Consider the following 12,032-nt stretch of genomic DNA (forward strand, 5'->3'; position numbering starts at 1 on the left):
GCACCTCCGTATTTCTATGCTACCACGCCTTGGAATAGGACATTTCTATTTTGCATATTTAGGACATTATCACTTTGCGGTTACAGTTTTTATTTACAAAAACTCTTTTATTTTAATCGTCGGGTTTTACTTCCCACGAAATTGGTATTAACAATATAAAATACTTATTTTTTCTTTTTACGTTTTTGCTTTACTTCACCAAGTTCGTTTTTTGACAGCGTAACCAGCGCGCTTATCCAATCCCTGTCTTCAAACCTGTCTTTGATATAAAAGTACATCTTTGCGCCGGGATAAGGCGCGCCGTACGTGATTTTATCATCCTTAAGTATGAATTCTTCTCCCGCTTTGGTAGGTTTTATAAAAAGTTTATCATCGCAGATAAGCGCGACAATCACCCCGTCTTTATAAACGCCATATTCCCCGAACATCTTTTTTGCCGTAATTCCGCCCGCACCCTGCATCTGATCAACTATAAAATCCGCGAAGCTTTTGTCCGTTGCCATTTTTTACTGCACCGTATTTGCTGTCTTCTTGTATATGTAAACCTGCACAGCCTTTGGGTCAGAATTTATCGCGTCCCCGTCCACACCCATCATAAGCATGTGTTCTTCAAGCATTTTTGCTTCCCTGTTATCCGTGGCAACATCCCAAAGCCACAGGTCTTTCTTTTTATCCACTTTGTGCTTTTTATACAGCGCGTCTTCGGCTTTTTTCGCAATCCCCATATACCAGTTGCCGTATTTTGGGCTGTGGTCAGCGATAAATTTTAAAAATTCCTCACGCAGCTGTTTTTCATATTTTGCCATTTCCCCTCCTTATTCTTTTATCCGGGTGATGGTATAAATAGAATCTAAAGCACCTGTCTGCAATAAAAGCTCCCTGATCTTATGATGTCATCAGGGACTTTTATCTTATTTGATCCCTATATAAAATTTCCCGGGCTTTTTAAAATATATATACTAATACGTAAACTTCTGTATCCTGTGATTATACGCGTCAACCACATAGAAAACATCTCCGGAAATGTAAATAGCTCCCGGGAAATCAAACTGCCCGTTTCCCGTGCCGCTGCTTCCCCACTTAGAAAGATAATTGCCTGAAGAATCAAACTTTTGTATTCTGTTATTCATATCAGATACATACACAAAACCCCTTGAATCTACAGCAATGCCATAAGGAGTATTAAATTTACCGTTCGTTGAACCCGCGCTTCCCCAGGTTAAAACATGCGTCCCGCCGGCTGTAAATTTATGTACCCTGTGGTTAAATGTATCTGCCACGTAAAAATATTGTGTGGTAGTTTTGTTGTCCGGCGCAATCGCGCAGGGCTTATTAAACTGTCCGGTGCCGGATCCCGCGGTTCCAAACTGGCTCTGTTTAACATTGGACAAATCCATTTTTTTTATTACATTATTGTCTGTGTCAGGCACAAAATAAAAACTGTCAGATGTAACTCTTGCCATTGTGCCGCCCCAGGCGCCTTCTGAACCGCCGCCAAAATTTTCCGTACTTGCGCCGTAATATACCGGCGTGGAACCCGAAATTCCGAATTTTTTTATTTTTGTAGAGTCCGTTATAAACACAATATCTTCTGACGCTCCGGCGTAACCGTCAATGCCCTGAGGGTTTACAAAAGAGGTTGAATTTCCCCACTGCCTTACATAAGTTCCGGCAGTTGTAAACTGCTGAATCCTTTTATTATTCCTGTCGCAAACATAAACATTTGAACCTATAACTGTAATTCCCGCAGGCAGGTTAAACTGCCCATTTCCTGTGCCAGAAGCCCCAAACTGCGAGCTGTACACAGGCACCGCAACAGCAGTCTGCGTTGCAACAGCGGCTATGTGTGTCTGCGTCGCATTTGGCGTATTACTTGATGTATGCGTGCGGGTTGCTGTTATCGTTATGGTTTTTGTTATTGTCCTTGTCGCAGTGCGTGTAAAAGTGGCCGTAGCAGCCGGAGTCCTGGTTCGCGTTGCAGTCCTTGTGGCGGTGCGTGTCACTGTGAAAGTGGATGTCGCGGACAGAACCGGCGACACTGTCAAAGTAACTGTATCTGACGCGCCCGTAGTTGCAGTCCGCGTTACAGTCGAAGTTGCCGTAAGCGTGTTTTCTTCCACAGCCTGTTCTGTCGGCGCCGGAGCCGGTGCTGCCGGATTATTCTTTTTACACCCCTGAATTACAAACACAAAAATTAACACAGTCAGACAAACATTAATAAGTTTTTTCATTTTTCCCCTCATATCTGATATTCTAATAATTTAAACACCCTATATGAGTAAATTTTAACATAATACAATTACCCGGCGCCACTAAATAAATTATTTTTAGATTTTGATTATCCCCCTGAATCCCCTGACAGAATAGTATGATTCCGCGCCGTTGTGATAAATAAATACCCTGCCAAAACGTCTGTCGCCAAACAGCGCGCCGCCTAATTTTCTAACATCATCAGGCGTCTTTATCCAGCTTGATGTCTTTGTATCAAACTCCCCAAGTTTCTGCAAAGCCATATATTCTTCTTCTGTCAGTAATTCAATCCCCATATCAGATGCCATATCAGCGGCATTATTTTTTGGCTTAAACTTTTTTCTTAAATCAAGCGCTTTTTTATCATAACACACGTTAACACGGCCGGCGGGTGTCTGGGCGCTGCAGTCACAAAAAACAAACGCGCCTGTTTTTTTATCAACACCTATAACATCCGGCTCTCCGCCGGTTTTCTCCATTTCATTAAGCGTCCATAACACAGCCTGTTTTGACAGAAGCTTTTTCTGCACATCCGCCCATTTAACGCCTTTATGCCTGTTTAAGTTCTTTTCAAAACGCGCTTTTAAAACCCCAAGAAGTTTTTCTGCCTGATTTTGATTTAAACCCGCTTTTTTCATTTTTCCCTCCCATTTTTATAACTATGCTCTGTCTTTAAATACCTTTAAACAATTATATACTAAAACTTACTTTATTTAATCTCAAAAGCGCCCTTTTCCCCCACGTCATACCCACCCGGCAAATCCGGTTTTCTGCCAAAAACGGACACATTTGAACCGTTATACAGGCATTTATTCTCTTTGGATACTTTGCTTAAGCTGCCTTTATCCGGATAGCACATATAAATGACGCCGCCTTTGCTTTTGGCGGCAATAGGCGTTAAAACTTTTACAAAGCGGTGTTCTTCATTGCCTGTAATTGTAACACCTTCCGGATTTATACCCACAAGATTTTTACCCGCGTAAAAATTATGGCTGCCGGCGCCTATTTCAAGCGCGCTGTCCGGCATGTGCAGGGTGCCTTCGTCCGCGTATAGCATACCCACGGAAAAATTTTCAGTTATAGCCCTGATATTGGCCTGTTCTTTCATATCATAAAATACAGCATAATCTATTTTATTAATACCATTAGAACGCAGGTATGACAGGACTGTATTTTTTAAACCCTGTGAAACTTTGCCTTCATCACAGGCAAGCACAAGCATACAGGACCCGTCTTCAAGCCTGTAAAAAACCGAATTTATCCCCTGCGCCGGGATGTATGAAGCGGCAAAACCTTTTTTAGGAAAAGCCGAAACCGTATATACAAGAATCACAATAATTATTAATGAATGCTTAAACTTCAGATTTTTATAATTAAGTTCCACATCAGCGTGCGGAAGCGCCAGAAAATAGATGTAATAAAGTATCACAGCCGCGGCAGGAAGCGATTTTAATGATACGGATGCAAGCGGCAGCTGACCCATGACAGCGGATGATTTTGTCATAACTTCTATTATCAGCCACTGGGCGGCGCCAAAAGGCGCGGCAAGCACGGGTGCTATTGACCCAAACAGCCACATGGCAAAACCAAGTATCGTGGCAAACCCCGACAGCGGCACAATAATAAGGTTGGCAAATACAGAAATAATTGAAAGCTGATTAAAGGTATTTATCATCACGGGAAGGACAAAAATCTGCGCGGTTACCGTGGCGGACAGCGTTTCAGAAACCCATTTTGGCAGAAAAGAAAAATACCCGGATACTTTTTCATTAAGATAAATTATTCCAAATGCGGCAAGAAAAGAGAGCTGAAACCCGGCTTCAAACAGGGATTGAGAATCAAATAATAATATAAAAAAACCCGCCGCACACAGTGAATTTAACGCGTCCCCATCGCGCTGTATCACGTACCCAAACAGGATAAACGACGCCATTATGGCCGCCCTTACTATGGATGCTTCCCCGCCCGTTATAAGGGCAAAGCACCAGATACAAAACATTGCAATAAACGCGGAGATTTCTTTTTTTACCCTTAACAATTTTAGAAACACAAATACAAAAACAGTTATAAGCCCCGCGTTCATTCCGGAAACCGCAAGAATATGCGCTGTGCCTGTTTTTTTAAAATCATCGTACACATTGGCGGGAATAGATTTTCTGCTGCCAAGCATTACCCCTTCCAGAATGCCGGCCTGCGGGGCAGGCACATGCGTATAAATAAGCGCCAGTAATTTTTCCCTTGCGCTGTATGAGATTTTCCCGATAATATTTGTCTTACTTCCGATTTTTATCACCTTAAAATCAGACGCGTATGCCGTATACAATATGCCGTTCCGCTTAAGATAAAGCGAATAATCAAAACCGCCTTTATAAGCGGCTTTCTGCGGTTTTTTAAGCCCGGCTTCTATTTCAAGTATATCGCCATGGTCAATTTTAAGGTTTGCCTTTTCTTCAACAGTCACCCTTACTTTTGGCGCGCGTGATTTTGTCTCTTTAATATCCCGGCTTCCTGTTTTTATCCCGGTTATGCTGCCGTCAAAATACGTCCTGCCCCCGGAGCGCTCCGGCATTCCACAGACCCTTACGGTAAAAGATTTCATATCCAAAAGGTATTCATCAACAGACGCGCTGTTGATCAGAAGAATACTTAAAGACACCACAACAAACCCTGCGGCGGCAGTGATTAATAACACCGACGTCATCTTCTTTCTGAATATAATAATACCCGCTGCCGCCACGCACAGAACAGTTATAACCGCGGGCAGATTATTATTAACAACTCCGCCGGCTGCTATCCCGCAGGAAAATAAAACAATAAGCGCCAAAAACGGCCTGTTCATTGGATTGTAACAAACCTTTTAATCTTTCTATATTTCTTACTTCCAATACCCTTTACTTTCTGCAGTTCTTCAGGCGACTTAAAACCGCCGTTTTCCTGCCTGTACCTGATAATTTTATCCGCGTATGAAGGTCCTATTCCCGGAAGTTTAATCAGTTCTTCCGCAGGCGCCTGATTAATATTTATAAGCATTTGTTTCGTGGAAGATTGCGGCTGAATACTTGTGGTTTTTGGATTGATAAAAGCAAGAATAAGAATTCCCGCTATAGCCCCTGTAAGAATAGTAAAAATGACAGACTTCTCTTCTGTAGTGAATGTTCCCATCTCTGGCCCCTCTGTTTTCCGGTTACCCGTTTGTATATTGAATCAGTATTTTATCCCATAGACATCTATCCCATATCCCATAAATAAACCTAAAATCTAAACAACGCACCTTAAAAGGTGCGGCTACCAATACAAAATATAGCACTTTATCAGATTAAGCAATTAAGCTATAGCTTAAACCGCCGCTTTCCTTCCGTCCCTCCGTGCATCCGTCCCTCTATCCTTCCGTCTTTAAATCCTTAAACCTTCCCGCGGATTTTTCGTAGCCAAGCGACGCGAAGTTATGTACAAAATCCTGCAGGTTATCAAACTTCTTTTCAAACTCTTTTTTCTCATCATCCGTAAAAGGCCCAAGCACATAATCCACAACCATACTCTTTCTTTCCGGCCTTCCCACGCCAAACCTTATCCTGGGATATTTGTCCGTGCCAAGATTTTCGGTTATTGACTTTATGCCGTTATGCCCGCCGTCTCCGCCGCCGTTTTTAAGTTTTACCGTAAAAAGAGGAAGGTCCATATCGTCGTGGCATATAAGAATGTCTTCAGGAGAGATTTTGTGTTTTTCCGCGAAAAATTTTACCGCTTCGCCGGACAGGTTCATGTATGTCAAAGGTTTGATAAATAAAACAGAAACGCCGCGGATGCTTTTTGTCGCATACGCGGCGTACTTGTTTTTCTCTGTAAACGAAAATCCCAGCTTTGACGCCAGAAAATCCGCGAACATGAAGCCCACATTGTGCCTTGTGCCTTTGTACTCTGTTCCCTTGTTTCCCAGGCCGGCTATAAGCTTCATGGCTTATATTGTTATTTTTTCTTAGCTGCAGGTGCCGCTTTCGCCGCAGGCGCCGCTTTTGCTCCCGCTTTTCCCGCTGCAGGCGCCGCTTCTTCAGCTTTTGGCGCGCCTTTAATAACTTCAGGTTCTTTACCCGCTTCAGCCGCAGGCGCACCTTCCGCTCCCGGTACTGCCGCAGCTTCCACCTTGATTCCCTTAACAATTACAACAGGGAATTTTGGGTTATCCATTATTTCCACGCCTTCTTTTAACTTAATATCCGAAACTTTAATTTCGTCATTAATCATAAGCGCGGAAACGTCAAGGTCTATCCTGCTTGGAAGGTCTTTAGGGAAACATTTTACGTTAATGTGCCTTGCAATGTGTTCCAGAACTCCGCCGGCTTTAACGCCTTCCGCAAGCCCTGTTGTAAACACAGGCACATCAAACCTGCCTTTTTTATTGTCAGTTACAGCATGCAGGTCAGCATGAATAATTTCATCCGTGACAGGGTGCCTTGAAACTTCTTTAATAATTACTGTCTTTTCTTCTTTTTTGTCGTGGTCGGTAAGTTTCAGGGTGATAAGAATAGTCCCTTCCTGAAGCGTCTTAACGGTTTTTTCGATATCCTTAATCCTTATCTCTATCGGCATGGTCTTTGTTTCCTTGCCGTAGATTACAGCCGGAATCTTTCCTTCTTTTTTCAGTTTCTTTACTGACGCATTTTCCTGTCTTACTTCCGCCTCTATTGTTACTTTTTCCATTTTAAAACTCCTCCTATCGGAATGTTACGCTGTATTCAAGGTTATGTATTACCTGAACAGCTCACTTATGGTCTGCTCGTCGTGTATCCGCTTTATGGCTTCGCCGAATAACTTTCCGACTGACAGTACCTTTATTTTTTTCACTTTTTCGCGTTCTGCCTGGGGAATGGTATTTGATACCACCACTTCCAGTATCTCTGAATCATTTATTTTTTCAACTGCCTGACCGGAAAATATCCCGTGCGTCATGCACGCGTATATTTTTTTAGCGCCTTTTGCCTTTAAAAACTTTGCAGCCTGCACAAGCGTGCCGCCCGTGGCAATCATGTCGTCCGGTATAATTACATTCTTTCCTTTTACATCGCCTATTATGTGCATGGCCTCCACTGATTCAGGCCCGCTTCTCTTTTTATCAACAATAGCTATCGGGGTATTTAATTTATCGGCAAAGTACCAGGCGCGTTTTACGCCGCCGATATCTGACGCTGCCACGACAAAATTATCCTTTTCCACCATTTTTCTGAAATAATCTATAAAGACCGGAGCCGCTAAAAGGTGGTCCACCGGTATGTCAAAAAATCCCTGTATCTGGTCGGCGTGCAGATCCATTGTCAGTATTCTGTCAGCGCCGGCTACTGTAAGTACATTTGCCACAAGTTTTGCCGTGATAGGCACCCTGGGCTGGTCTTTTCTGTCCTGCCTGGCATAACCGTAATAAGGCAGTACCGCTGTTATCCTTCCCGCGGAAGCGCGCTTTAAAGCGTCCATCATTACCAAAAGTTCCATTAAATTATCATTTGTGGGCATGCAGGTGGACTGAATTACAAATACATCCGCGCCGCGCACGTTATCGTTTATTTTTACCCTTATCTCGCCTTCAGGAAACCTTCCAACAAACGCGTCCGCAAGTTCAACGCCCGCGTTTTTAACTATTTCTTTTGAAAGATTAAGGTTGCTTGTGCCCGAAAATACAAGCAGCCTGTCTGTCCTGTGCCCTTTTTTAGCTTTTTTCATAATTATTTCTTTCTCCTCTTTTTTACCCATCCTGTTTTTGTTTCCTGCCTGGGCCTTGCAATTGCCAAAGAATCATCCGGCACGTTATCCGTTATTACGGAACCCGCGCCAATTACCGAATTTTTTCCTATTTTAACCGGCGCCACAAAAACCGAATTGCTTCCGACATACGCGCCGTCACCTATGACTGTTTTGTTCTTTTTTACGCCGTCATAATTTGCGGTAATGGTGCCCGCGCCTATGTTGACGTTACTGCCAATTTCCGAATCGCCGATGTAGCTTAAATGCGCGACGTTGGTATTATTGCCTACAGTGGAATTTTTTACTTCCACATAATTTCCTATCTTGCAGTTATTTCCGATTACAGCGCCCTGCCTTAAATGCGCCGAAGGCCCTATACTGCAGTTTTTTCCAATTTTTACCCCTGACTTAATTACCGTAAAAGGGTGAATAACAGTTTCATTACCTATTTCAACGCCTTCTTCAATGTAAACCGTGTCAAAATCAACAATAGTTATACCATTTTCAGAAAGCTTTTCAAGAACTTTTTTATTTCTAATCTTTGCCGCCTCCGCAAGTTGAGCCCTGCTGTTCACGCCCGCAAGCTCCCTGTAAGGTACATCCACGGGAATAAGCGGCCTGCCTTCAGCGTACATTAAAGCCGCTATATCCGTCAGGTAATATTCGCCTTTTGCCTTATTTACCTTTATTTTTTCAAGGTTTCTTTCAAGGCTGTCTTTCCTTATTATATATATGCCGCCGTTTATAACTTTAATTGTCTTTTCGCGGTCATCGGCGTCTTTATCTTCAACAATACGCATTACATAATCTTCGCTGTTTCTTACAATCCTGCCGTAACCGGCCGGATTTTCGGCAAAAGAGACACCAATTATACCACCGTCACTTTTCTTTGTAAACATTTTAATTAAATAACTGACTGTATCAGCCGTTATAAGCGGCGTATCCCCGCTTAATATCATTACCCCGTCTTTTAAGGGAATTTTCGCCTTAATCACCGAATTCACGGCGTCTGCCGTTCCAAGCTGTTCTTTCTGCAGTACAAATCTTATATTTTTTCCGTTATACCGCGCTGCGGCAAAACTTTTAAGCTGCTGCATATTGGCGCCGGCTACAACGGTGATATCAGAAACCCGCGCTTCAAGGCACGCGTCAATAACGTGCGCCAGCATTGGTTTTCCGCTTACTTCATGCAGGACCTTTGTTTTGTCCGATTTCATCCTTGTGCCTTTTCCGGCGGCAAGAATTACGGCGGAAATTCCGTTGACGGGTTTAATTATTTTTTCTGTTTTTAAAGCCTCAACACCGTCAGAACTTTCAGCGCGCTCTTTGCCCGAAAAAAACGCGACATCTATCTCCATTTCTTTGCCTTTCAGGTTTTTGCCCACTTTGTACTTTTCGTTATTCCGCTTGTTTTTCATTCTGTTATTTACCGCACGATCCGTCTTTTGAATGTTCACAGGCAGAGCAGGATTCTTTGTTTCCTTCTTTTATGTTGTTTTCCTTCCTTTTATAATCGGTCTCATAAAAACCGCTGCCTTTAAAGATTATTCCGCTTCCGCGGCTTACAAGCCTTTTTATATTGCTGCCGCCGCAATTGGGGCACTTTTCAAAAGCATCATCTTTAATTGACTGTTTGTACTCAAATACACCGCATTTTTCGCATTGGTAATCATAAGTGGGCATCTTTTTTTCCTCCGCTACCTGAATCTTTTATGTTCAAAATCCGCGCATTTTTTGGAATTGGGGCGTTCCGGATGCGCGCATGTGGAAGGGTGGTTAAGCCTGCATACGTCGCACAGAAAACCGTTGTCAATTTTTATTAACAGTTTTAAAAACGCGTTCTTAAGCTTTTTTAACATTTATCCGCCTTATCTCTTTTGAAGGATTATATTACATACCGCCCAAAAGTCAAGAGAACCATAAATAAAACCTATTTTTTCAGTTTTTCGTTTATCTGTTTTACCAGTTCTTCCGCCATCTTTTTGTTGGCTTTTGCATTTGGATGCCAGTCACAACCCATCAGTTCCTGGGGTACGGGAGATAATGACACAAAATGCGTTTTATTATCCTTGAAACGTTTTATAATGCTATTTAAATATTCCGGCAGCGGGGCTCCCATTATCGGGCCTGATACGCAGAATATATCCGCCTGCGGATAATAACCGCGCACTGTGTTTAAAATTGAAAGGTACCCTTTTTCAAAAAGCTCCCTGTCCGGTTTAGGTTCCGTGGATAAGTCATTTGTGCCAAGGTTAATTACCACTATTTCCGGTATCCACGATTTAAAATCCCATTCCAAGGAATCTATATTCATTAAAGTTTTTTTGTAATAATAACCAACGGGCTTATCCGCCGGAATCTTTGATTCGCCGTAATTTTTTACCACGCCGCGCCCGGAAATGGCAATCATATGCGCCTGGGCGCCCAGGACGCGCGAAGTAATGGAGGCAAAAGACAGAAAATTATTCTTATATTTTTTCTCGCTGCCTTCTTCACAGGTAACCGAAGGCCCTTCTATACCGTAACCCACTGTAAGCGAATCGCCTATAAACTCTATCTTCTTTGCGGGCTTCACCGGAGGCGGCAATACCTTTGCTTTCTTATCAAGTATGAAACCCTTAAAAACACCTATGCCGTCGTATGCTTCCGTCCTTTTGGTGATAATTACCGAATGCGCGCCGCGTTTTAGCTTTTTTGCTATGACATACTTTTTTATTTTAGCATCCGCCACAAGCACCGGCATGCGCGTGCCGTCAATAAATACATTGTAATGGTTTGCCCCGTCTTCAAGCATTACAGCGCAGTATGTGCCTTCAAAATTAAACGCTATTTCAATGCCGGGCCAGTCAAATTTTGGCGCGTTTTTATCCGTAAAATCAATACGCCCGATATATGATATACCCGGATCAGACGGCAGCACCGTTTTTACGCCGTTTTTAAAACCGTAAAAAATACCGCCCGCAAAAGCAGCGGCGCCGATTACCAGAAGAAGCAGTATTTTTTCCATCATTATCCCCTTTTCTGTTTCTTTTCTTTTTTCTCCGCGTGAAGTTTTTCCGCGTACACTTCTATCAGTTTATGCACAACGCTTTTGCCAAGGTATTTTTCCAGCTGCTCGGCAAGCGAAAACGCCGCCACCACATCCATTTTCCCGGAAACGCATCCAAGCGCGCAGGTCTGCTGCGAAAGGTAATACCCGTTATGCCCGCAAATGGTGGTTACAAATATTTTTTTATCTACTTTTATGGTTTCAAGCGGCCACGAATAGCACACCGCCGGCTTGTATTTGGCGCGGTTAAGCCCTTTTTCTATGCATATTAAATCTATAAGGCAAAGCAGCGCTTTTCCTTTAATAACTGACAGCATACAGCTGCCGTCTTTTCTGTGATTAAGGTATATGCCGCTTTTATCCTTTTTAAAGACTTTTTCTTTCAGCACCCACGGATATTTTTCCGCGAATTTTTCTTTATTGTCTTTTATAAACTTTTCAAGCTTTTTTCTCTCTTTTGGCTCTATATCCACCGTGTAATCGGTACAGCAGGACCCATGGTATTTTTTACCTTTAAGTTTAAGGCACTTGGAAGAGTCACATTCGTACGTGGTGTGAAACAGGCTGTAAGTGTCAAAAATATAATTGTCAAATTCCACCAGCCCGCCGTTTTTTCTAAGAATGCTTATGTACTGTTTCAGTTTCGCCTTGTTGTTGGGTATGTGAATAATTGTTTTCATATAACCGCCGTTTTTATTATTTAACAAATTAAAACAAGCATATTATAACAAAAAAACGGGCGGCGCGCACTAAAAGCGCACCGCCCGTTTTTATAAAAATTTAGTATTAATCAAAAAGCATTTTTTTCTTCGTAAGCAGAAGTATAAGGTCAATTAATGTTCCTGTACCCGCAAACCCTACCGTAAAAAACCAGATAAGCCCGGAAACTATCTTTCCATTATAAAACCTGTGCAGTCCCGCAAGCCCGAAAAACCCCGCACAACAAAGCAAGATGGTAATTGTTTTTTTGTCTGCCGCCATTTATACGCCTCCTGATTTT

At 42.6% G+C, this 12,032-nt stretch carries 15 protein-coding genes; all 15 read right to left on the reverse strand.

What is annotated here, in order from left to right:
• Positions 1 to 164 precede the first annotated feature (164 nt).
• Positions 165 to 503 carry a TfoX/Sxy family protein gene (locus JXR81_00600; GenBank protein MBN2753340.1) on the reverse strand — a complete coding sequence of 113 codons (339 nt, stop codon included), beginning with the start codon at positions 501 to 503 and terminating at the stop codon, positions 165 to 167.
• Positions 504 to 506: 3 nt separating this feature from the next.
• Positions 507 to 806: a hypothetical protein gene (locus JXR81_00605; GenBank protein ID MBN2753341.1), complete on the reverse strand. Its 300-nt coding sequence runs from the start codon at positions 804 to 806 to the stop codon at positions 507 to 509.
• A 153-nt stretch (positions 807 to 959) separates the two neighbouring features.
• Positions 960 to 2,231 (reverse strand): hypothetical protein, encoded by a 1,272-nt coding sequence (locus JXR81_00610; protein ID MBN2753342.1) that lies wholly within the window; start codon positions 2,229 to 2,231, stop codon positions 960 to 962.
• A 96-nt stretch (positions 2,232 to 2,327) separates the two neighbouring features.
• Positions 2,328 to 2,888 carry a DUF4256 domain-containing protein gene (locus tag JXR81_00615; GenBank protein MBN2753343.1) on the reverse strand — a complete coding sequence of 187 codons (561 nt, stop codon included), beginning with the start codon at positions 2,886 to 2,888 and terminating at the stop codon, positions 2,328 to 2,330.
• A 71-nt stretch (positions 2,889 to 2,959) separates the two neighbouring features.
• A complete protein-coding gene (locus JXR81_00620; GenBank protein MBN2753344.1) occupies positions 2,960 to 5,089 on the reverse strand; it encodes a ComEC family competence protein in 2,130 nt (709 codons plus the stop codon).
• Positions 5,086 to 5,412 (reverse strand): helix-hairpin-helix domain-containing protein, encoded by a 327-nt coding sequence (locus JXR81_00625; protein ID MBN2753345.1) that lies wholly within the window; start codon positions 5,410 to 5,412, stop codon positions 5,086 to 5,088. The genes JXR81_00620 and JXR81_00625 overlap by 4 nt, the downstream gene beginning before the upstream one ends.
• Positions 5,413 to 5,629: 217 nt before the next feature.
• A complete protein-coding gene (locus JXR81_00630; GenBank protein MBN2753346.1) occupies positions 5,630 to 6,205 on the reverse strand; it encodes an aminoacyl-tRNA hydrolase in 576 nt (191 codons plus the stop codon).
• Between the two features lie 11 nt (positions 6,206 to 6,216).
• Positions 6,217 to 6,948: a 50S ribosomal protein L25 gene (locus JXR81_00635; GenBank protein ID MBN2753347.1), complete on the reverse strand. Its 732-nt coding sequence runs from the start codon at positions 6,946 to 6,948 to the stop codon at positions 6,217 to 6,219.
• Between the two features lie 48 nt (positions 6,949 to 6,996).
• A complete protein-coding gene (locus tag JXR81_00640; GenBank protein MBN2753348.1) occupies positions 6,997 to 7,962 on the reverse strand; it encodes a ribose-phosphate pyrophosphokinase in 966 nt (321 codons plus the stop codon).
• Positions 7,963 to 7,964: 2 nt separating this feature from the next.
• Positions 7,965 to 9,401 (reverse strand): bifunctional N-acetylglucosamine-1-phosphate uridyltransferase/glucosamine-1-phosphate acetyltransferase, encoded by a 1,437-nt coding sequence (locus tag JXR81_00645; GenBank protein ID MBN2753349.1) that lies wholly within the window; start codon positions 9,399 to 9,401, stop codon positions 7,965 to 7,967.
• 4 nt (positions 9,402 to 9,405) lie between these two features.
• Positions 9,406 to 9,666 carry a zinc ribbon domain-containing protein gene (locus tag JXR81_00650; GenBank protein MBN2753350.1) on the reverse strand — a complete coding sequence of 87 codons (261 nt, stop codon included), beginning with the start codon at positions 9,664 to 9,666 and terminating at the stop codon, positions 9,406 to 9,408.
• 14 nt (positions 9,667 to 9,680) lie between these two features.
• A complete protein-coding gene (locus JXR81_00655) occupies positions 9,681 to 9,842 on the reverse strand; it encodes a hypothetical protein (protein ID MBN2753351.1) in 162 nt (53 codons plus the stop codon).
• Positions 9,843 to 9,913: 71 nt separating this feature from the next.
• The gene (locus JXR81_00660; protein MBN2753352.1) at positions 9,914 to 10,990 is read right to left on the reverse strand and encodes an endoglucanase; all 1,077 of its coding nucleotides are present in this window, start codon (positions 10,988 to 10,990) and stop codon (positions 9,914 to 9,916) included.
• A gap of 2 nt (positions 10,991 to 10,992) precedes the next feature.
• Positions 10,993 to 11,712 (reverse strand): hypothetical protein, encoded by a 720-nt coding sequence (locus JXR81_00665; GenBank protein ID MBN2753353.1) that lies wholly within the window; start codon positions 11,710 to 11,712, stop codon positions 10,993 to 10,995.
• A 106-nt stretch (positions 11,713 to 11,818) separates the two neighbouring features.
• Positions 11,819 to 12,013, reverse strand: a complete 195-nt coding sequence (locus tag JXR81_00670) for an NINE protein (protein MBN2753354.1) — start codon at positions 12,011 to 12,013, stop codon at positions 11,819 to 11,821.
• Positions 12,014 to 12,032 lie beyond the last annotated feature (19 nt).

The sequence above is a fragment of the Candidatus Goldiibacteriota bacterium genome, assembly GCA_016937715.1.
Taxonomy (GTDB): Bacteria; Oederibacteriota; PGYV01; order PGYV01; family PGYV01; genus PGYV01.